At 33.9% G+C, this 21,398-nt stretch carries 18 protein-coding genes; 10 read left to right on the forward strand and 8 right to left on the reverse strand.

Annotated elements, in window-relative coordinates:
• Positions 1 to 35: 35 nt before the first annotated feature.
• Entirely contained in the window at positions 36 to 269 is a 234-nt protein-coding gene (locus tag BMY56_RS15290; protein ID WP_091626176.1) for a DUF3820 family protein, read from the reverse strand.
• 48 nt (positions 270 to 317) lie between these two features.
• Between BMY56_RS15290 and BMY56_RS15295 the strand changes: the two genes are divergently transcribed.
• Positions 318 to 1,187: a hydroxypyruvate isomerase family protein gene (locus tag BMY56_RS15295; protein WP_091626179.1), complete on the forward strand. Its 870-nt coding sequence runs from the start codon at positions 318 to 320 to the stop codon at positions 1,185 to 1,187.
• Positions 1,188 to 1,256: 69 nt separating this feature from the next.
• Here BMY56_RS15295 and BMY56_RS15300 read toward each other — a convergent pair whose 3' ends face one another.
• From BMY56_RS15300 to guaA, 4 genes are read right to left on the reverse strand one after another with little or no spacing between them, the layout of a single operon-like run.
• A complete protein-coding gene (locus tag BMY56_RS15300; protein ID WP_245737239.1) occupies positions 1,257 to 1,793 on the reverse strand; it encodes a DUF922 domain-containing protein in 537 nt (178 codons plus the stop codon).
• The gene (locus BMY56_RS15305) at positions 1,781 to 2,185 is read right to left on the reverse strand and encodes an OsmC family protein (protein WP_091626180.1); all 405 of its coding nucleotides are present in this window, start codon (positions 2,183 to 2,185) and stop codon (positions 1,781 to 1,783) included. Before BMY56_RS15305 ends, BMY56_RS15300 begins: the two co-directional genes overlap by 13 nt.
• Entirely contained in the window at positions 2,186 to 4,372 is a 2,187-nt protein-coding gene (locus tag BMY56_RS15310) for a LysM peptidoglycan-binding domain-containing protein (protein ID WP_091626183.1), read from the reverse strand.
• Between the two features lies 1 nt (position 4,373).
• Positions 4,374 to 5,906 carry a glutamine-hydrolyzing GMP synthase gene (gene guaA / locus BMY56_RS15315; RefSeq protein ID WP_091626186.1) on the reverse strand — a complete coding sequence of 511 codons (1,533 nt, stop codon included), beginning with the start codon at positions 5,904 to 5,906 and terminating at the stop codon, positions 4,374 to 4,376.
• Positions 5,907 to 5,980: 74 nt separating this feature from the next.
• On the opposite strand from guaA, the gene BMY56_RS15320 reads away from it, so the two are divergent.
• Both BMY56_RS15320 and BMY56_RS15325 read left to right on the forward strand, forming a co-directional pair.
• Complete coding sequence (locus tag BMY56_RS15320; RefSeq protein WP_091626188.1) at positions 5,981 to 6,706, forward strand: SIMPL domain-containing protein; 726 nt, start codon at positions 5,981 to 5,983, stop codon at positions 6,704 to 6,706.
• Positions 6,707 to 7,107: 401 nt separating this feature from the next.
• Positions 7,108 to 7,653, forward strand: coding sequence for a pyridoxamine 5'-phosphate oxidase family protein (locus tag BMY56_RS15325; RefSeq protein WP_091626191.1), 546 nt, complete (start codon positions 7,108 to 7,110; stop codon positions 7,651 to 7,653).
• Between the two features lie 185 nt (positions 7,654 to 7,838).
• On the opposite strand, the gene bshC is transcribed toward BMY56_RS15325, so the two are convergent.
• The gene (gene bshC / locus BMY56_RS15330) at positions 7,839 to 9,443 is read right to left on the reverse strand and encodes a bacillithiol biosynthesis cysteine-adding enzyme BshC (RefSeq protein ID WP_091626195.1); all 1,605 of its coding nucleotides are present in this window, start codon (positions 9,441 to 9,443) and stop codon (positions 7,839 to 7,841) included.
• A gap of 171 nt (positions 9,444 to 9,614) precedes the next feature.
• On the opposite strand from bshC, the gene BMY56_RS15335 reads away from it, so the two are divergent.
• The 5 genes from BMY56_RS15335 to BMY56_RS15355 all read left to right on the forward strand — a co-directional run bounded on the left by BMY56_RS15335 (position 9,615) and on the right by BMY56_RS15355 (position 17,270).
• Positions 9,615 to 12,068 carry a M14 family metallopeptidase gene (locus BMY56_RS15335; RefSeq protein WP_091626198.1) on the forward strand — a complete coding sequence of 818 codons (2,454 nt, stop codon included), beginning with the start codon at positions 9,615 to 9,617 and terminating at the stop codon, positions 12,066 to 12,068.
• Between the two features lie 9 nt (positions 12,069 to 12,077).
• Positions 12,078 to 12,272: a DUF4177 domain-containing protein gene (locus BMY56_RS15340; protein ID WP_091626201.1), complete on the forward strand. Its 195-nt coding sequence runs from the start codon at positions 12,078 to 12,080 to the stop codon at positions 12,270 to 12,272.
• Between the two features lie 174 nt (positions 12,273 to 12,446).
• Complete coding sequence (locus BMY56_RS15345) at positions 12,447 to 14,810, forward strand: DUF2339 domain-containing protein (RefSeq protein WP_091626204.1); 2,364 nt, start codon at positions 12,447 to 12,449, stop codon at positions 14,808 to 14,810.
• A 52-nt stretch (positions 14,811 to 14,862) separates the two neighbouring features.
• Positions 14,863 to 16,023, forward strand: a complete 1,161-nt coding sequence (locus BMY56_RS15350) for a DUF3999 family protein (protein ID WP_218144573.1) — start codon at positions 14,863 to 14,865, stop codon at positions 16,021 to 16,023.
• A gap of 290 nt (positions 16,024 to 16,313) precedes the next feature.
• Complete coding sequence (locus BMY56_RS15355; RefSeq protein WP_091626210.1) at positions 16,314 to 17,270, forward strand: lipid A deacylase LpxR family protein; 957 nt, start codon at positions 16,314 to 16,316, stop codon at positions 17,268 to 17,270.
• 32 nt (positions 17,271 to 17,302) lie between these two features.
• On the opposite strand, the gene rimO is transcribed toward BMY56_RS15355, so the two are convergent.
• Positions 17,303 to 18,604: a 30S ribosomal protein S12 methylthiotransferase RimO gene (gene rimO / locus BMY56_RS15360; protein ID WP_091626212.1), complete on the reverse strand. Its 1,302-nt coding sequence runs from the start codon at positions 18,602 to 18,604 to the stop codon at positions 17,303 to 17,305.
• A gap of 150 nt (positions 18,605 to 18,754) precedes the next feature.
• Between rimO and BMY56_RS15365 the strand changes: the two genes are divergently transcribed.
• Together BMY56_RS15365 and BMY56_RS15370 are read left to right on the forward strand one after the other, a co-directional pair.
• On the forward strand, positions 18,755 to 19,837 hold the full coding sequence (locus BMY56_RS15365) for a serine hydrolase domain-containing protein (RefSeq protein WP_218144574.1): 1,083 nt from the start codon (positions 18,755 to 18,757) through the stop codon (positions 19,835 to 19,837).
• Between the two features lie 95 nt (positions 19,838 to 19,932).
• Entirely contained in the window at positions 19,933 to 20,535 is a 603-nt protein-coding gene (locus BMY56_RS15370) for a nitroreductase family protein (RefSeq protein ID WP_091626218.1), read from the forward strand.
• 12 nt (positions 20,536 to 20,547) lie between these two features.
• Here BMY56_RS15370 and BMY56_RS15375 read toward each other — a convergent pair whose 3' ends face one another.
• Entirely contained in the window at positions 20,548 to 21,393 is an 846-nt protein-coding gene (locus BMY56_RS15375) for a metallophosphoesterase (RefSeq protein ID WP_091626220.1), read from the reverse strand.
• Positions 21,394 to 21,398 lie beyond the last annotated feature (5 nt).

Here is a 21,398-nt window from a genome sequence, read left to right on the forward strand (position 1 = left end):
ACAAAGTTACAAATTGAGGTTAGAACTTAACGAGTTTACTTCGGAAAATGTTTTTGTATTTTTCGAATTATTGATTCTAGGCCGTTTGTTTTGATTTCTAGCATAGAACGCAATAAATCTCCCAATTTACCATCAGGAAATCCTTTTTGTTGAAACCACACCAAATAAGGCTCGGGTAAATCTACCAAATACCTACCCTTGTGTTTACCAAAAGGCATTCGGTAATGAGCCAATTCTATTAACTTTTGCTTATCTGGATTTATTTCCATTTTTAAATCTAAAAAATTTATCTTTAAGGAATCAACAATTCAATCAACATGAAAAGAAGAAATTTTATTGGAACCTCGGCAGCAGCCTCTGTTGGATTCTTAACCACTTCAGCTGCAATGGCGAACAATAATAAAGTAGCTCAACCTGACAAATTAAAGTACAATATAAACCATAGTGTTTGTTATTGGTGTTATGGAACGATACCATTTGAAGATTTTCTTAAAAATTTAGTAGAATTGGATATTCGGTCCATTGATTTGGTTGGCCCAGATGAATTTCCACTTCTAAAAAAATATAACATTCATGCTTCTATGTGCTGGGGTGCTGGCTTAGGAATAGAAAAAGGATGGAACGACCCTTCTTTACATGAAGAATTAATTAAGGATTATGAGAGAGTTATACCTTTAGTTGCAGAAGCCGGCTACACTAACCTAATTTGTTTTAGTGGCAATAGAAATGGAATGAATGATCTAGTAGGGATGCGCAATTGCGCTGAAGGTCTAAAAAAACTTATGCCACTTGCCGAAAAGCATGGGGTAGTATTACAAATGGAACTTTTAAATAGTAAGGTGAACCATAAAGATTATATGTGCGACACATCTGAATGGGGCGTATCGCTTTGTGAAACTATCGGTTCAGAAAATTTTAAACTTCTTTATGATATCTACCATATGCAAATTATGGAGGGAGACATCATTAGAAACATAGAAGATTATCATCAGTATTACGGTCATTACCACACCGGTGGAAACCCTGGCAGGCATGAAATTGATGAAACACAAGAGATTTTTTATCCAGCGGTAATGAAGGCTATTTTAAAGACGGGTTACACAGGTCATGTTGCTCAAGAATTCGTACCAAGTTGGGATGATAAATTAGCAGCTTTAAAACAAGGCGTTACTATTTGTGATGTTTAAAGAACATATTTTATGAAAAGCAAAAAAGCACTTCTACTTGAAGTGCTTTTTTTAGTTAAATCTGAAATATCATTGATTCTTAAGCCTAGTCTCAATTTCATTAACCCATCTCTCCTGTACAATTAAATTTCTAGAATAGTTGGTCTCCGAATCGTATTTGTTTTGAAAATCGTTTAGTTGACGAAGTGTAGTCTTATAGATTTTAAGCACTTCTTCTTTTACATTTTCAGTAAACTTTGTTTCAGCTAATTGTTTACTCATTTTACGAGCATATAACTCAGTAATATCAAAATGTAGTTGTTCGTGCATTAAGGTAACATCATTACAAACTTCTGGTTTATACCAAGAACGCGTAGGATAAAAATAAGCACTAACCGTATACTCTACTTTCAGCTCATTATTTTCATAGGATGTTGAAAAGTTGTAACTAATACCACTGGCAGTTGTTGCAGCAGCAATTGAAGTTATGGGTGCTGGTCCTTTAAAATCTGCCCATGTAAATCTAAAATCTGTCGACCATTCTACTTCCTCTTGACTTTGAACCAATGGAACAGAGAACAATATCAACAAAGAAAAAACGAGATATGTTTTATCTATAAATCCCAATGATAGGTTATTACTTTCTCTATATCTGGATGCAAACTATATAGCACGGGACAGGTATCTGCGGTGTGCTTTAAAATTTTTCTGTCCTTTTCAGATACTTTCTTAGGTAAATGAACTTCCACCTCAATTTTAGAAATTCTTCTGGGTGTAGCCGCCATGTGTTTGGTAACAGACGCTGTAGTGCCTTTTAAATTCACCTCAAGACCATTTGCTTTAATTCCCATCATGGTGAGCATACAACTTGCTAAACCAGTAGCAACAGTATCGGTGGGCGAAAATGCCTGACCTAAGCCATTATTATCTACAGGGGCATCAGTTACAAATGAATCATTCGATTTAAGATGAACACATTCTGTTCTTAATTCTCCGTTATAGGTAACTTTTGATGTCATTTATTCTAGTTCTATAATTCTTAAATCATCAATCATCATTATATAAGATGATTGATTATAGTAACCAGCAACCCCTTTTCTTTCATAATTGAACTTATTACCACTATATTCTGTTTCACCAATAAATCTAGAAACATCAATTAAATCGTTTTTATAAGCCAACTTCAATAACAAATCAAACGTTAGGTCAAAACCTCTAACTGCATATCGGTCAGGATAATCGCCAAAACGTTTTCTATAACGTTCAACAAATGAATTGTTCGCAACTTGACGATTTACTGAAGGGTACGTAAAATTTAAATTTGATAAGTGTGTGTTAGATATTACCTCATTCTCAAATGCTGAGTTCATATCGGTAGTAAACATTCGAACACTAACTTTATCATTTCCTGACAAAGCATCAAAAGCAGTATTATTGAAAGAATTTAAAATTGAAACTACACTTGCTATTAATTTGTAATTATCTGATTCGACAAATACCCAGTTTGGAACTTTATCTGAAAGTAGTGTTTGTAACTTATCTCTATTAATACCTATATTCTTTTCTTCTTCCTTTACAACAACAACTTTAGCTGCCGGAAAACGCTTTAAAATTGCTGTTTGCTCCAATTTACTATTCTCATCAGCAATTATCAATATTGTTTCATCTTCATGTTTAGATTCAGCATAATCTAGCATATGTTTTAACAAAACCTCTTCATCAGTATACGAGAAGAAAACATTATTTAAACTTATGTCACTTTTTGCAGGTACGGGAGCTATTACCGGAACATTAAATTTGGCCGCTTGTACAGCAGTTTCCTTTAACGATGGAATATCTAAAGGCCCGAAAATGGCACTATATCCTCCTAACTGCTCGGCTTGTAATATCTGCTTCGTTTTAATCAAGTCTAACTGATTATCAAACGTTTTTACATCAATTGAAACCCCTAAAGATTTCAATGAATCTAAGGCTACTAATGCACCTGAATAAAGACCCAAACTATATTTAAGGCTATTTCTAGAATCAATAGTCTTTTCAACAGCTTCCTTATCACTCAAATTCAACTTATCTAATCGAAAAGGCAACAAGAATAATACCTTAGGAACCACAGCAACATCGATACTATCAATTAAATTAACCTTATCTAACACCAAAGAATTCTTCACTTCAAAATCACCTACTTTATCTTTTGGTAATTTTAGAACCATACCTGCCTTTAGACCATCTTTTAAATCAGGATTCAATTGAACCAATTCTGCCCAAGTCATACCAAATTTTCTAGTTAATCTAAACTCATTTTGCTTTTGCTTAACCTCATAGAATATATAATTATCTGTATTTATAACCCCTGCCTCTACTTTCTGCTCAGGAATACGAATTACCATACCTTCTTTTAATCCGCCCCGTTCTGTAATTTCAGGGTTCAGACGAACGATTTCATCTGACTTTACTCCGAATTCCTGTTCTAAACGATAAAAATTCATCTTAGCCGGTACTGTATATGAGGTATATATTTGTGTTACCTGATTTTGAACACTGCTACCTGCAATTTTAGGCATCAAAAGCTCATACCCTTCAGAAAGATAATTATTGGTTTTAGATAAACCCGGGTTCAGCACCAACATACTATCAATGGTAATACCGTATTTATGTGCAATACTCCATCTCGTTTCTTTTGGTGCGACGATATATTTTTCAAAATCATTTTCATTCAACCCAATTTCTTCAATTTTTGATGCGTTATACTTAGGTATACGCAACTCCATCTTTTTTTGTAATGGAGAAGCATACAACTGGGTATTATATTTTTTAAGCTCTTCTTGGGTAATTTTATACTGTTGCGTTATACCGAAAATAGTTTCCTTTTTCCTTACCCTATGGGTCGTATAACCTATTGGCTCTCTTGCAACAATAGAATCTTGCATTCTATCGTTAATTGCACCAGAAACTGAATTAGCAGGCTTAGTAGCAGTTTTAGCTCCTGGCACTACTAAAATAGTATTAGGTCTTAATTGCTGACCTTGTTTTATCTCTTTATTATACTGAAGTATATTGGCAGGGGTAACTCCGTACATTTTTGAAATGCTTTCTAAAGTTTCTCCAGATTTAACTTCATGGGTATTGAACTTTTGACCCATGGCCGTGCACGAGACCAATAAGCAAAATGCCCCAATGATGTAAACTTGATTAAATATATATCTCATATTATTCCCATTCTATTGTTGCTGGAGGTTTTGAACTTATATCATATACGACACGATTTACTCCAGGGACTTTATTAATGATGTCATTTGACGTTTTTTGTAAAAACTCATACGGTAAATTCACCCAATCAGCAGTCATACCATCTGTACTTTCGACAGCTCTTAAAGCTACACATTTTTCATAGGTACGCTCGTCACCCATTACCCCTACACTATTTACAGGTAGAAGCATTGCGCCTGCTTGCCATACTTTATCGTATAAATCCCACTTTTTCAATCCATCTATAAAAATCGCATCCACTTCTTGTAAGATAGCTACTTTCTCTGGGGTGATGTCACCAAGAATTCTAATTGCCAAACCTGGACCTGGAAAAGGGTGCCTACCTAATAATGCTTTATCAATTCCTAAACTTGCTCCTACTCTTCTAACTTCATCTTTGAATAACATTTTTAAAGGCTCCACAACTTTTAATTTCATAAAATCTGGCAAACCTCCAACATTATGATGACTTTTTATCGTTTGCGATGGACCACCTGTCGCTGAAACAGATTCAATCACATCAGGATAAATAGTACCCTGTGCCAACCATTTTGCACCTTCTACCAAATGAGATTCATCATCAAAAACTTCTATGAATACACGTCCTATTATTTTTCTCTTAGTTTCTGGGTCACTCTCCCCTGCCAAATCATTCAAAAAACGTGCCGAAGCATCTACGCCTTTAACATTAAGCCCCATGCCTTCGTATTGCTTCAATACCTCTGTAAATTCGTTCTTTCTTAAAAGTCCGTTATTGACGAAAATACAATGAAGGTTTTTACCAATAGCTTTATGTAATAATACCGCTGCCACTGAAGAATCTACTCCGCCAGACAAGCCTAATATTACTTTTTCATCGCCAATTTTCTCTTTTAATTCTGCTACTGTCTTATCTACAAAAGCATCGGGAGTCCATGACTGTTCCATCTTGGCTATCTTAACTAAAAAATTTTCTAAGACTTGTTTTCCATCTGTAGAATGATACACCTCTGGGTGAAATTGAATAGCATAGGTGTCCTCACCATCAAATTTAAAGGCTGCATTCTCCACATCATGAGTACTTGCTAATAATGTAGTATTCTCTGGCAGGTGCTTAATTGTATCGGCATGGCTCATCCAAACTTGACTGCCTGTACTTATTTTATCTAAAAACGGGTCATTCTCTATAACAAAACTAAGATTAGCCCTACCATATTCCCTTGTATTAGATTTTTCCACACTACCACCATTAAAGTGTGCTAGGTATTGAGCTCCGTAACAAACACCCAATAAAGGTTTTTTACCACGAATTTCAGATAAATCAGGATGGACCGCATCTTCACCCCTAACTGATAAAGGTGATCCCGAAAGAATTACTGCTTTATACTCAGAAAGGTCTTTTGGTAATTTATTATACGGTTTAATTTCAGAGAAAATATTCAGCTCACGTACACGTCTACCAATCAATTGCGTGTATTGTGAACCAAAATCTAATATTAGGACTTTATTTTGCATGGGCAAAAATAGCAAATTGACCGTTCTTGAAAAGTATCTTTTAGTTATATTTAAACTGGATTTCAATATTTTTTATGAAACATGTAAGTGCAATTATTTTTGGAGCGGCTATCATCATTGCTGCCTATTTTTTAGGAAATGCTTATGTACAAAGAGCTAATCCACCTCAAATCATATCAGTAACTGGTTTAGGTAATGAAAATTTCACTTCTGACCTCATCGTTTGGGAGGGCCAATTTTCAACCAATAGTACGGTTTTGAAAACGGCATTCGACCAATTGAATAATGATAAAGAGATCGTACGCCAATATTTAGTTTCAAAAGGAATTGAATCGGGCAGTATTATCTTTAATAGCGTTCAAACCACTGAAATGCGTGATAACCAATATGAAAATGGAAATTATGTAGGAAGTATTTTTCGTGGGTATCAATTAATACAAACACTAAATATTGAATCTGAAAACGTTGCTTTAATTGAAAGTGTTTCTCGCGAAATAACAGAACTATTAAACAAAGGAGTGCAATTCAACTCTTCTCCTCCAAGATATTACTATACAAAATTGGCTGATCTAAAAATTGAAATGATATCTAAAGCTACTGAAGATGCACGAATACGGGCAGAGAAAATAGCTGAAAACGCAGGTAGTAAACTAGGTGACTTGGCTTCTGCCAATATGGGTGTGTTTCAAATTACGGGCCAAAACTCTGGAGAAGACTACAGTTGGGGTGGCGCCTACAATACCTCTTCTAAAAACAAAACCGCATCTATTACTATGAGACTAGAATATAAGGTGAAGTGACAGTATTACTTTGATCAATTGATTTTACCGATCTGGGAAAGAATTAATTATATAATTACTTGCCCCTTTAAATATTAATATTTTAAAACAAAAAAAGCCCGGGAATCAACCGGGCTTTCTATTCAACCAACCATTAAACCGAATACATTAAAAAATTCTTTTTCATAACAATCTGTATTCAACACTTAGTTCGATAAACTATCTACAACCTTACAATTAAAAAAAAGAAAAGCTCAGGAACCACCCTGAGCTTTCAACTAAATCAAAAACCAACTTTAAACCAAAAGTCAAAATTGAACTAATTCAATTTCTTTTTCATAGCTCTTTATTATATAACAACCTGCTTGTCTTTTACCCTACTTTTAAATCCTATTATTTTTACCTTTATATAAATTATAGGTATGATTGATTCATTTTTTGAAGAATTAAACAGTGAAATAAAAAAGGGTATATCAGAAAGAGGCCATCCGTTCAGGTTCATTACTATGGCAACAGTAGGTAATGAAACCATAGCTCGTTTACGTACCGTAGTGCTGCGGGAGGTTTCTGAAGATTTGCTTTTAACCATCTACACCGATAGTCGTACCCAAAAAATTAAGCACCTTGCGGTAAATAATGAAGTTAGCTTTTTGCTGTATCATCCAGAGAAATTGTTGCAATTAAAAGTCGAGGGCACTGCTGAAATAGTAACGGACACCAGCAGGGTTTCAAAAACATGGAAAAACATTCAACCTAACAGCAGAAAAGACTACATTACCCATACCAGTCCTGGGAGCTCTTTAAAAAATCCTGACCATGTGGAATATGTTGAAGATGAAAATTACTTTACCATAATCGATATTGTTCCTACAACAATTGAATACTTAAAGTTACAACGACCTAACCATATTAGAGCAGTCTTTAAAAAAGACGATGGTGATTGGAATGGAAAATTTTTAGTACCCTAGGCTAATGGAAATAATGATTTTCTTTTTCTTCCCCTAATCCTATAAAGCGATCAACTGAAGAGATGTTTTGTATGTTGGATGTAATTTATAGGCTAGTTATAATTAATTTTCTGCAACTAGACTTAAAAGAAACTATACAAAGACAAGTACAGATATCTTATTAAAAGATACACACTTACCCCTATTTATTTTTGGGTAATTACCGTAAAATCTAAATCTAATGGCTGTAATGCTTCGAACAACATCGGCACTAGGCCTTCACCATATTCCAGATAAAACTCAGAGAAATTAAGTTGACGTTCTTGCAATGATTGGTTAGGGAAAATCTCGTTCTGCAGTTCGGTCATACGAACTACTTGATCTCTTAGCTTTCTCTTTTGCGCTTGTAGCAAGCGTTTCTCCAAGGCATCCAATCCTTTTTTCTGTTTTACTTCTTGAGCTTTTACCGCACCTAAAAATGACTTATCCGTTTTTTCGGCAAGTGTATACATTGCTTTGAACTGCTCTTCCAACAATTTTTTCTGTGGAGAAAAATCGATATCGATATTTGAAATCTCTCGAATCTTTTTATTGATCAAGCTATTCTGCTTTAAGAATATATCAGATTTTGATATGTTCATTCGCTCAAGCTTATCGGCTTGTTTCTCAGTAATGATCAAGGCTGAATTTCTTACCAATAAAATTGGAAATGGCACATCCATTGCCTCAAACGCTGCCTTCAATTCTAACCAATAGGCTATTTCACCGCCTCCACCAATATAACAAAGGTTTGGTAAAATGACTTCTTGGTACAATGGTCTAGCAATAACATTAGGAGAAAATCTTTCTGGATGAGCATCCATCTCATCAATCAATTCTTCCTTAGTGAACGAAATTGTGGTATCGATTACGAGATACTTTTCTTTACTTTCTATTATACGTTCGCGAATGCCATCTTTCAAATAGAAATAGTTGATTTCACGCGGATTCACCTGTATTGGGTAATCAGATGAAATATGCGCTAATTCTTCAATAGTTTCAGATACTTTTTTAAAAGCCGTTTGCTCAAAAATATCTTTCTTCATGTAAGGCACTAACAACTTTTTTAAATCGGCATCATCACCGTCAACAATTACCAAGCCGTAGTCCTTAAAAATTTCATTGGCCAAATACCTAGTTGCATCCGTTAGGTTATCATGTTTTAAATAAGCATTTTCGAAGAGATGCTTTAATTGATTGGCGTTTTTACTTTCACCTATAGTTTGCGCAAACAAATCAAAAACTTCCTCTAATCCATTTGTTTTCAAATGGCCTACAGCCCCTGATGCATCTTTGTTCCACTGAAATTTTAATCCTTTGAAATTGAAATAATTGATTTCATCGAAATCGTGATCTTCTGTAGCCATCCAGTAGATAGGCACAAAATTGTTATCTGGATATGCTGCCTTTAACTGCTTAGTTAAATTAATTGTAGAAATAATCTTATATAGAAAATATAAGGGACCAGTAAATAGATTTAACTGGTGCCCTGTAACTATGGTAAATGTGTTTTTTTCTTTTAAAAGCTCAATATTGTCAGCTGTCCCTTTAGAAGTATCCGTATTCGCATACTGCGCAAGCATTGAATTATGCAGGACATCTCTATGGGCTTGAGTAAAATGCTGTCCTTTTTCTTCTAGCTGTCCTTTAAATCCTTCTATATCGGGAAACCGATTATATAAAGGTTTAAGCTTAGTTACTGCGGCAACGTAATCGCAAATCAATTTCGAAAAATAGCCCGTTTTCGCTATGGGCAAACAGTCAATATCCATATAAAAATTAAATACTTGGTAAATATAAAACCCTTTCGTTTTACATTTCCTAAATATAAGTTAATTACCACTAGTATTAATTACCCAATTAGTCGGTGAAATACCATATAAATCACTTTCATTTTGCATTTATTTTAATAGATTTGGCTGACTCAGAATACAAATAGCAACATGAAACTAATTTTACGCTACGCAATACTTTTTATTCCGCTTTTAAGTTTAGCACAATTAAAATCTCCATCAGAGTTTTTAGGCTATGAACTAGGAACACAATTCACCAGACACCATGAAGTTGTTGATTATTATCAATATTTAGCAGAAGCTGAACCACAACGCATGAAACTAATTGAATATGGTAAAACCAATGAACGAAGACGTTTGTTATTGGCTACCATTTCCACTAAAGAAAATATGCAGAATCTTGAAAAAATTCGAGAAGAGCATATGAAGGGATTGAATGGTGAAGGCACACCGGACAAGGCTATTGTATGGCTTAGTTACAATGTTCATGGAAATGAAAGTGTAAGTACGGAAGCTTCTATGCAAACTATTTACGATTTATTCACTACTAAAAGTAGTTACCTAGAAAACATAGTTGTGTTAATTGACCCATGTATTAATCCTGATGGTCGAGATCGTTATGTAAACTGGTACAACCAATTCAAAAACTCACCGAACCAAGTAGACCCAAATAGCAAGGAACACCATGAGGGTTGGTGGAGCGGACGTAGCAATCACTATATGTTCGATTTAAATAGAGATTGGGCATGGTTGACACAGGTTGAAAGTCAGCAACGCTTAAAACAATTCAACAAATGGTTACCTCACGTACATGTAGATTTTCATGAACAAGGCGTTGATAACCCGTATTATTTTGCTCCTGCGGCAGAACCGTTTCACGAAGTTATTACCGGTTTTCAAAGAGAATTTCAAAAAACTATAGGCAAAAACCATGCGAAGTATTTTGATGAGAATGGATGGTTCTATTTTACAAAAGAGGTCTTCGACCTTCTTTACCCTAGTTATGGAGACACATACCCTACTTATAACGGTGGTGTGGGGATGACTTATGAACAAGGAGGTGGTGGTCGTGCAGGTTTAGGTATCATTACCAGTATTGGAGATACCCTTACCCTAAAAGATAGAATTGCGCATCATCATACCACAGGTTTATCTACCGTAGAGGTGGCTTCAAAAAATATAACTAAGCTGAATGAGGAATTCATAAAATTCTATAAAAACAAGAATTACAAATACAAAAGCTATGTATTGAATGGGAATCCTGATAAACTAGAAGCACTAACTGATTTATTGAGTAAACACGAAATAAAGTATAAAGTTGGTAACAATAGCACTGTTAAAGGCTATAATTATGCAACTGGAAAATCTGGATCTTTAAAAAGTAGTGATAAGAGTATTATAGTTTCTACAGATCAAGCGAAGAGCACCTTAGTCAAGGTATTGTTTGAACCTACTGCAAAACTTAGTGATTCTGTTACCTATGATATTACAGCATGGTCATTACCTTATGCATATGGTCTCGATGCAATTGCGAGTGAGAGTAATGTCGCAGGCACTATTTCAAGCACACAAAACATCACTTCTGCAATTATAAAAGCTGATAGTTATGCATATTTAGCTGATTGGAACAGCATGAAAGATGCAAGGTTCTTGGCTGAACTGCTAAGAAATAAAATTCGTGTTCGTTATGCCCACAAACCTTTTACATTAGATGGCATTTCACATGAAAGAGGAACTCTTATTATCACTAAAAGCGATAACAAACAAATAAATAATTTCAATACCATATTAACAAATACCTCTAAAAACCATAATAAAACCCTAATCTCAACAAACACTGGTTTTGTTGAAAGTGGAAAAGATTTTGGTTCAGGATACGTAGATGTTATACAAGATCTGAATATTGCCGTACTATCTGGCGAACCTACCTCTACCTTACGTTTTGGTGAAATATGGAACTTTTTTGAGCAACAATTGAATTTCCCTATTTCAGTTTTAGACGAGGATTATTTCAGTAGAATTGATTTAACAGCATATGATATTTTAATTTTGCCTGATGGTAGAGGTTATAACAGTTTTTTATCCAGTAATATCAAAGAAAAAATCAAGGATTGGGTAAAACGTGGAGGAAAACTTATTGTGATGGGAGGTGCCATTAATGCCCTTACCTCATCAGATAAAGATTTTAACATTAAGGAAAAAGAAATCGAAAAAGATTCAACTAACACTATTTCATCTTTTGAAGTATCTGAACGCGAACAGATTAAGTTTGAAATTACTGGAGCCATTTTCAAAGCTACGGTAGACAATACAAATCCGTTAGCTTACGGTTACGACGACACTTATTTTACTTTGAAATTGGGAGATAGAGCATACAAGTATTTAGAAAATGGAAGTGCTGTATATCTTAGTGAAGGTGCCAACCAACCTGTATCTGGTTTTGCAGGTAGTGAAGCAAAAAAGAAAATTGCAGAAACATTAATTTTCGGAACTGAAGAAATGGGTCGAGGTCAAATAATATATATGGTCGATAATCCGCTATTTAGAGGTTTTTGGGAAAATGGAAAGCTATTTTTCGCCAATGCGCTTTTTATGGTTCAATAAAAAACATCTATGAAAGAATACAAAGTTGAAACCCTTATTTATTATTCTAAATTAACTTTTGATAAATATCATATTGTCGATTCATCGAATAAAGAAATTCAAGAAAAATTGAATGATTACGCAAAAGAAGGTTGGCGTTTGGTTTCTACTGATGCCTCAAACTTTGGCGCAGCTATGTACATCTATTTATATTTTGAAAAATAGCCCCAAGCATAAATTTTCATTGAAAATTAATTTTAACTAAATATCCCTGAAACACCTAAACCTGTTTCAGGGATATTTTATTTAAGATGAGGTATACACAATAGCCAACATATTTAAATCTTTTACGTTTATCTTGAAACAACTTTCTATAAAAACTACAATAAACCAACCCATATGGCTAACGACCAAGATTCAATTAACGAGCTATTACAAAAACTTGAACTTCTTCTTAAGAAGCAACAAGATTTTAATATTGAGGTTAATGAAATTCGTAGAGATATTCAAATACTAAGAAATACTCAAGCAATTAAGTTTAACCAAGCACAAGAACCAGCCATTGAACCTAAAAAGGAATACGTTAAAGAATCTATTGTTTTTAATAAAGCTGAATTAACCAACACCCAAAAAGAGACCATTGAAGCCCCAGTTGCGCCTCAAGAACAGCCTATTAATGTTCCCGTTAAGAAAATTTCCGCTCCAAAAGGAAAATCAAACCTTGAAAAATTCATAGGTGAAAACCTCATCAATAAAATTGGAATTTTAATTACAGTAATTGGTGTTGTCATTGGCGCGAAATATTCAATAGAAAATAATTTAATAAGTCCGCTTACTCGAATAATTCTTGGGTATTTAATGGGCTTAGGCTTATTAGGTTTTGCTTTTAAATTAAAAAGAAAATATGAAAGTTACAGTGCCGTTTTAGTAAGTGGTGCATTGGCCATCCTATATTTTATCACATTCGCTGCTTATGACTTATATGGACTATTCCCTCAACTATTCGCATTCGGCATTATGCTATTATGCACTGTTTTTGGGGTCGTAGCGTCCCTTAACTACAATAAGCAAGTCATAGCGCATATTGGTTTGGTTGGTGCATATGGTGTGCCATTTTTACTAAGTAATAATTCTGGAAACGCCACTGTATTATTTAGCTACATGGCACTAATAAATATTGGAATATTAGTCATCTCTTTAAGAAAATATTGGAAAGCTCTTTATTATGTATCGTTTGCATTTACTTGGCTGATATACGGAGCTTGGTATGTGTTTAATAGCCTAAATACAGATTTTTACATGGGCTTTACATTTCTAACAGTCTTCTTTCTCATTTTTTATGCTACATTTTTAGCATTTAAATTGCTGAAATCTGAACAGTTTAAGGTTGGTGATATCATCTTAATTTTATTGAATTCATTTATATTTTATGGTTTTGGAATTGCTTTTTTATACGGTTATGAAAATGGAGAGTCCTATTTAGGGCTCTTTACCTTAGCAAATGCATTAATACATTTTGCGGTAACCCTATTCATTTACAAGAAAAAATTAGCAGACCGAAAATTATTCTTTTTAACCTCTGGCTTTGTACTCACTTTTATAACCATTGCCATACCAGTGCAATTAGATGGCAACTGGGTAACCTTAATTTGGGCAGTTGAAGCTGCGCTTCTTTTTTGGATAGGGCGAACTAAAAAGGTTTCGTTCTACGAACATTTATCTTACATAATGGTAGTACTTGCCATTTTTAGTTTGATTATGGATTGGACAAATACCTATCAACAATTTCGTATATATGATAGTTTAGCAACTTCGAAACCATTTTTCAACATCACCTTATTAACTTCGTTACTTTGCGCTTCTGCTTTTGGATTTATGACTTGGATTCAAACGAAATTCAATCTTGAAAAGATGACTGTAGCCCATAAATTAATGGAGTTTGGCCTGCCTGTAATTTTAATTCTAACTCTTTATTTCTCATTTTATTTAGAAGTTGATTATTACTGGAACAATGCTTTAGAGGCATCAAAAGTTCAAATTTCGGAAACTGATGGTTATTATCCTTATTTCAATTACAACTTAAGAGATTTAGGCATTACATGGAAAATTTTCTACACCATGCTATTCGTTAGTTTGCTTAGCCTACTCAATTCCTTCAAAATTAAAAATAAAGTTTTAGGCATAGTTGCCACTTGTTCTAGCTTATTAGTTGCACTCGAATTTCTTAGTATCGGCCTTTACACCTTGAGTGAACTTAGAGAGAATTTTCTGTCGCAAGAGCTTTCTAAATATTTTGAGATAGGCGATTACAACCTATATATAAGATATATTGGTTTCGCTTTTTTCGCATTCTTATTTTTCGCGATTCGAACTTTAGTTCGACAAGACTTTATGAAAATCAACTATAAAATACCTTTTGAGATTGTAATGCACATTACTATTGTCTGGATCTCAAGTAGTGAACTATTAAATTGGATGGACTTATCTGGCTCAGAGCAATCGTATAAATTAGGCTTAAGTATCTTATGGGGGCTTTATGCTCTTTTACTAATTGCATTAGGCATCTGGAAGAAGAAAAAACACCTACGTATTGGTGCGATAATTCTTTTTTCTTTCACTTTGATTAAGCTATTTTTCTATGATATTTCATCGTTGAATACTATTTCTAAAACTATTGTGTTTGTTTCTCTCGGAGTTTTATTACTGATCATTTCTTTTCTTTACAATAAATACAAACACATCATATCAGATGAAACCAAATAATATTCTATTCTTATTTTTTATCGTTCTAACCACATCATTTTGCTATGGTCAGATGAAATCCTATTCAAAAAAAATAGAATTAAAAGGAATAGAGAACCAATGGCATACCATTCAATTACCCAACGAAGTGTTTCAAAACATGAATTCGAATTTAACCGATATTCGAGTTTATGGAGTAACAGCCACAGACACCATTGAGGCACCTTATATTCATAATGTTTCAAAAGCTATAGATGCAAATTCATTTATTTCTTTTAATTTATTGAATACTGTCAATAACGCCAAAGGATTTTTCTATACCTATGAAGTACAAGAAAAAGAAACTATTAATGAGATAAAATTAAGTATTAAAGACACGAATTTTAATTGGCTTGTTACCCTTGAAGGAAGTCAAAACCAACAGGAATGGTTTACACTTTTAGATGATTACCGCATTCTTTCTATAATGAACGATCAAACAGAATATTCATTTACTACATTGAAATTTTCTGATGCTAATTTCAAATTTTACAGATTACTGATTAAAAGTCCAGAAAAGCCCAATTTAGAATCTGTTAAAATTCTAAAGAAAGCAAAGAAGGCTCCTCAATATCGCGATTATACCAATAGATCGTTTAATGTTTTTGAAGAAGAAAAAAATACTATAATTAATGTCGATTTAAAAAGTAGAGCTCCGCTTAATCTATTAGAGCTTTCTGTCGATGATAAAATTGATTATTACAGACCTATTACCATACAATACCTTATAGACAGTGTTAAGACAGAAAAAGGATATCATTATAATTATAGAACAATGGCTACAAGAACTCTTTCTTCTATCGAAGAAAATAGTTTTCAATTACCAGGTACCATGGCGCAAAAGCTTCGCATTATTGTTTCTAATAATGATAATCAGCCTTTGATATTTTCTAATATTAGCATTAAAGGATATATACATAGTCTGACCACCCGCTTTACAGAACCAGCAACATATTTTCTTGTATATGGTAAAATAAATGATAAATCGCCTAATTATGATATAGCGAAAACTTCTATTTCTATTCCAGAAAATATTTCAAGTCTTGAATTCGGAGATACAATCAACATTCCTAAATCGGCAATTAAAACCACACCACCACTCTTCGAAAATCAATGGTGGCTATGGTCTATTCTCACTATTATTATACTTTCATTGGGTTATTTCACCATTAGAATGATGAAGAAAGAGATTTAGAAAATCTAACATATCACTTAATTTCATTTTGGTTTAAAACCATTTCTTTTCAATTCTACACAGAATTTATCTATGAATTAATTTCTAGTTTTTACCGTTTTAGCTGTACACTATCATATTGATGAAAACGTGTATACTTGTGCGATTATTCCTTTTGTAAATATCACTTTCTAAATTGGCTTATCAACTCTCTAAAAACCTAGATCCATTTTATTTGGAGCTAGATTTTTTTGTTTGACAGAAATCACAATTACTTAAAACCTATTCAAATTTTTTCCGTAAGTGGTTTGATGAAGTTAATAGTAATTTTTTTATTTGTTTTACCGACGGTACTTTTAAGTCAAAAAATAAACAATGCCTCCTCTTATAGAGATATGGGCAGTGAAACCTATTTTCGTTTTCATTATGACAATGATTTTTTTGCTGCTACGGATAAGAACTATACCCAGGGATATAGCTTTGAATTTGCAAACCCTCTCTTTAAGAAAAACCCTGTAAATCACATTTTTATAAAATTAAAAGGACAATCAAATACATACGGTCTAGCAATTGAACATATAGGGTTTACTCCTAGTAATTTTGTAAGCATAGATATACAAACAGGAGATAGACCTTTTGCCGCTGCAATATACCTTAAGAGTTTTGCCACGTCTACAGACACACTTAAGAAGAGTCGTTTATCTCAATCATTGAGCTTAGGATTCATTGGGCCTGGTGCATTTGGAAAAGAAATGCAGACGGAAATTCACAGACTTACAGGAAACAAAATCCCCGGTGGTTGGGATAATCAAATTCAAAATGACCTAGTACTTAACGTCAAATTTGATTACGAAAAGCAGCTATTTCGCTATAATGAACTTTTATCGCTACAATCTGTGGCGGCATTTCAATTGGGAACTTTATTTTCGAATGCCATGGTAGGGTTCAATACTACTTTCGGACTTATAGATTTACCCTTTTCCGGATCTGGTTATTCTTCAGCTTTTAAACTATTTGCTTATGCCCAACCTGTAGTTTCGATTATTGGATACGATGCTACCTTACAAGGTGGTATTTTCACCAATGACAATCCTTATGAAATCTCTTCAAAAGATATAGAAAGAGTTACCTCACAAATAGATTACGGCCTAATATTAAAATACAAAAGACTCTATTTAGAATATACCAGAACATCTATTACCCGAGAATTCAAATCAGGTAACGCTGCAAAATGGGGAGGATTTAGAGTTGGGTACGTTTTCCTTTAAATACTTAGAAAAGTTATGATTAAACCATAAACCTATACCGGCTCACCATACAGGTCAAAATCAGCAGCTTCGGTAATTTTCACATTCACGAACTCGCCTTGTTTTACATAATGCTTTGCAGCATCTATAAGTACTTCGTTATCAACATCTGGTGAATCAAATTCAGTTCTACCTATAAAATAGTTTCCTTCTTTACGGTCTATAATACAACGAAAAGTTTCCCCTACTTTCTTTTGGTTTAGCTCCCAAGATATTTGAGATTGAATTTCCATTATAATATTGGCACGCTCTTGCTTGGTTTCTTCGGGAACATCGTCTACTAAAGAAAAAGCATGTGTATTTTCTTCATGGCTATAGGTGAAGCATCCTAATCGCTCAAAACGCATAGCAATAACCCAATTCTTCAAGGTCTCAAAGTCTTCTTCGGTCTCACCTGGGTAACCAACAATTAAGGTAGTTCTTATCGTCATTTCTGGAACCGTTGCTCTAAACTCTTGTAATAACTTCGTAGTTTTAGCTTCTGTAGTTCCGCGACGCATACTCTTTAGAATACGGTCAGAAATATGTTGTAAGGGTATATCCAAATAATTACAAACTTTTGGTTCTCTATTCATAACATCTAAAACATCCATCGGAAAACCTGCCGGAAATGCATAATGTAAACGTATCCATTCAATACCTTCTATCTTTACTAAAGCTTCTAACAGTTCAGCAAGGTTTCTTTTCTTATAAAGATCTAAACCGTAATAAGTAAGATCTTGTGCAATAAGAATTAATTCTTTTACTCCCTTAGCAGCCAGCTTTTCAGATTCAGTCACCAAATCTTCAATAGATTTACTTTTATGCTTACCACGCATTATAGGTATGGCACAGAATGAACAAGGTCTATCACAACCTTCAGCTATTTTAAGATACGCATAGTTCTTCGGTGTAGTCGTTAATCGCTCACCTATCAACTCATGTTTATAGTCAGCACCCAATGCTTTTAACAAACCTGGTAATTCACTGGTACCGAAGTATTCATCTACATTCGGTATTTCTTTTTGTAAATCTGGCTTATAGCGTTCGCTAAGACATCCGGTTACAAAAACCTTATCCACTACTCCATCTTCTTTCTTTTGAACATACTCCAAAATGGTATTAACACTTTCTTCTTTAGCATTCGCAATGAAGCCACAAGTATTAATAACTACTATGTTTCCTTCCTCCTCATGCACAACTTCTTTGTTGTTGGCCTTTAATTGACCCATGAGTACTTCAGAATCATAAACATTCTTTGAACAACCTAGAGTTACTACGTTGATTTTGTTCTTCTTAAGAGTTTTTGTCCGCATAATTTAAATTGGGGTGCAAAAATACGATTTGGGTCTTTAAAAACGTTAGATATGGACAAAATTACTAGTAATCTTTAATCGATTATTAAAAATAACGTCCCAAACTAAAATATGACCATGAAATTTCCCCAATATTTCAGCCTACTTATCATGTCATCATTACTTTTTGCCTGTTCTAGCGAATCTGATTCTGAAACCGAAAAAAGTGGAACACCAGCTATTATTACGCCAGTACCTCTTGACACGTATTTTCCATCAATAACAAGAACCGACGAATGGGATACGATTTCAATGGAAACTCTTGGATGGAATGAAAATCAAGTAGATAATTTATATAGTTATTTAGAAGATAACGACACTGATGCTTTCCTAATTTTGAAAAATGGAAGAATTGTAATTGAAAAATATTTTGGCGATTTCACACAAGATGATAACCATGCCTGGAATTCTGCCGGAAAAAACCTAACATCAATGCTAACCGGTATTGCCCAACAAGAAGAATTTCTTAGCATTACCGAACCTACTTCGAACTATTTAGGTGAAGGTTGGTCAAGCCTGACAGTTGATCAAGAATTAAGCATTACGATAGAGAACCAACTAACGATGACCACTGGTTTAGATTATAATGTCGAGGATGCTTTTTGTACTGACCCTGAATGTTTAATTTACTTAAATGATATAGGTACGACTTGGTACTATCATAATGCACCTTACACTTTACTTGACGACGTAATTGCAAATGCTACCAACACAGATTTTAATTCATATTTCTCAGAAAAAATTAAAGAGCCTATTGGTATGCAAGGTTTGTTTATAAAAGTTGGATACAATAATATTTTCTTTAGCTCAGCTAGAAGTATGGCTCGATTCGGAATTTTAAATTTAAACCAAGGCACCTGGGATGGTACGCCGATTTTAACGGATACAGCTTATTTTAATTCTATGACCAATTCTTCTCAAGACTTAAACCCTTCTTACGGTTATTTGTATTGGTTAAATGGAAAGAGCAGTTATCGAGTACCAGGTTCTGAAGTTGAATTTACAGGAAGCTTAATACCCAATGCACCTGCAGACTTATACGCTGGCTTAGGAAAAAATGACCAGAAACTATATATGGTACCAAGTTTAGATTTAGTAGTGGTACGAATGGGTGGAGCTAGTACTGAAATTCTATTAGGCCCTTCAGGTTTTGATAATGAACTTTGGGGACTGATTAATGAAATCATCCAATAAGTTCAAAATTGATGATCTCATGTAATTTTACAAATAACTTAAGAACGTTATTTAATATTAACTAGTAACAATTCTTATTTTTGTAAAAAAAATTGATGGATTTTAGAAAAATAGCCGAAAAAAGATATACCACAAAAAAATACGATGCTTCTAAGAAAATTTCGGAAGCACACATCGAAGATTTGAAGCATATTCTTAAGCTTAGTCCATCTTCTATTAACAGTCAGCCTTGGCTATTTACTTTTGTTTCACATAAGGAAACAAAAGATGCATTAGCAGAAGCATCTTTCTTTAACTCCCCAAAAATAAGCAATGCCAGTCATCTAGTCGTTTTTAGTGTTCAGGATAATCTTGAACAATTCGAACGTCATGTAGAAGAAAATTTAGCTGAAGGTTCTATAAATTACTACAAGCAATTTCTGAAAGACCAACCTGCTGAAAAAACCATTAACTGGCTAACTCAACAAGTTTATTTATCTCTAGGTTTCTTCTTAGCCGCCTGTGCTGCTATGGAAATAGATTCTACCCCAATGGAAGGTATTGAGCCTGAAAAATATAAGGAAATTCTCAACATAAAAAATCACAAGGTACTATTTTCTGTTGCTATAGGTTATCGTGATTCCGAAGATGGTAATCAACCTAGTATAAACGGTAAATCTAGATTAGCAATTGATAAGGTTATAACTTCAATTGAATAGCATAAGCGTTAGTTATTCTTCCCTCATTAATTCAAACAAAGTAATTTCTGGCCTAACATTAAATCGGACTTGAAGAAGGCATCCCAAAGCACTATTTATATAAAGTGTTCTACCGTCTTCCAAATCAATTTCTCCTGCATCATATTTTTTATTTTTAACAGGAAGCATTGGTGGTGGCAAAAATGGTGGTTTTACTTGTCCACCATGCGTATGCCCAGAAAGAATCCAACCTTTAAAATTATTCCAAATGGGCAGGTCACAAACATCTGGATTATGACATAGCGCAATATTTGCCTTTGTAGCATCATACTTCTTTGTCGCTTGTTCAGGATGAAAATTTATTCCCCAAAGGTCATCTATGCCTATGAAATTAATACCATTTAAGTCTATGGCATTATTCCTTAACACAGTAACACCCGCGGTTTCTAAACTTTTCGTAATACTTCTCGCCACAGATTCTTCAGCGTAATCGATACCATAATCATGATTGCCTAGAATTCCAATAGTTCCTAAACTTCCTGTGACTACATATTTAAGCACTTCCTGCAATTGTAAAATTTGATCATCATCATCATAATTTATATAGTCACCCGTATACACCACAAAATCTGGTTTTAGTTGCTGAGCTTCCTTAAAGGAATCTATGATGTATTGATAATCAAAACTGTTACCAATATGTATATCACTAATCTGCATTAAAGTTTTACCTACAAGCTCTTTTGGTAAATTTTTCAACGGCATTTTCACATGAACAAACTCCATCCAAAAAGGCTCAATCTGCCAACTATACAATGCGGTTAAAATACCTAAGCCAGCTCCCCACTTAAAAGTTTTCTTTATAAACTTTCTCCTTTTCATTATTA

The sequence above is a fragment of the Maribacter orientalis genome, from assembly GCF_900109345.1.
Lineage (GTDB): Bacteria > Bacteroidota > Bacteroidia > Flavobacteriales > Flavobacteriaceae > Maribacter > Maribacter orientalis.

Coding starts and splice junctions, on each gene's coding strand:
- BMY56_RS15370 (WP_091626218.1), top strand. CDS start 19,933: ATGGATTTTAGAAAAATAGCCGAAAAAAGATATACCACAAAAAAATAC.
- BMY56_RS15340 (WP_091626201.1), top strand. CDS start 12,078: ATGAAAGAATACAAAGTTGAAACCCTTATTTATTATTCTAAATTAACT.
- bshC (WP_091626195.1), bottom strand. CDS start 9,443: ATGGATATTGACTGTTTGCCCATAGCGAAAACGGGCTATTTTTCGAAA.
- BMY56_RS15310 (WP_091626183.1), bottom strand. CDS start 4,372: ATGAGATATATATTTAATCAAGTTTACATCATTGGGGCATTTTGCTTA.
- BMY56_RS15305 (WP_091626180.1), bottom strand. CDS start 2,185: ATGACATCAAAAGTTACCTATAACGGAGAATTAAGAACAGAATGTGTT.
- BMY56_RS15375 (WP_091626220.1), bottom strand. CDS start 21,393: ATGAAAAGGAGAAAGTTTATAAAGAAAACTTTTAAGTGGGGAGCTGGC.
- BMY56_RS15320 (WP_091626188.1), top strand. CDS start 5,981: ATGAAACATGTAAGTGCAATTATTTTTGGAGCGGCTATCATCATTGCT.
- BMY56_RS15365 (WP_218144574.1), top strand. CDS start 18,755: ATGTCATCATTACTTTTTGCCTGTTCTAGCGAATCTGATTCTGAAACC.
- BMY56_RS15345 (WP_091626204.1), top strand. CDS start 12,447: ATGGCTAACGACCAAGATTCAATTAACGAGCTATTACAAAAACTTGAA.
- BMY56_RS15355 (WP_091626210.1), top strand. CDS start 16,314: ATGAAGTTAATAGTAATTTTTTTATTTGTTTTACCGACGGTACTTTTA.
- BMY56_RS15335 (WP_091626198.1), top strand. CDS start 9,615: ATGAAACTAATTTTACGCTACGCAATACTTTTTATTCCGCTTTTAAGT.
- guaA (WP_091626186.1), bottom strand. CDS start 5,906: ATGCAAAATAAAGTCCTAATATTAGATTTTGGTTCACAATACACGCAA.
- BMY56_RS15325 (WP_091626191.1), top strand. CDS start 7,108: ATGATTGATTCATTTTTTGAAGAATTAAACAGTGAAATAAAAAAGGGT.
- rimO (WP_091626212.1), bottom strand. CDS start 18,604: ATGCGGACAAAAACTCTTAAGAAGAACAAAATCAACGTAGTAACTCTA.
- BMY56_RS15290 (WP_091626176.1), bottom strand. CDS start 269: ATGGAAATAAATCCAGATAAGCAAAAGTTAATAGAATTGGCTCATTAC.
- BMY56_RS15295 (WP_091626179.1), top strand. CDS start 318: ATGAAAAGAAGAAATTTTATTGGAACCTCGGCAGCAGCCTCTGTTGGA.
- BMY56_RS15350 (WP_218144573.1), top strand. CDS start 14,863: ATGAAATCCTATTCAAAAAAAATAGAATTAAAAGGAATAGAGAACCAA.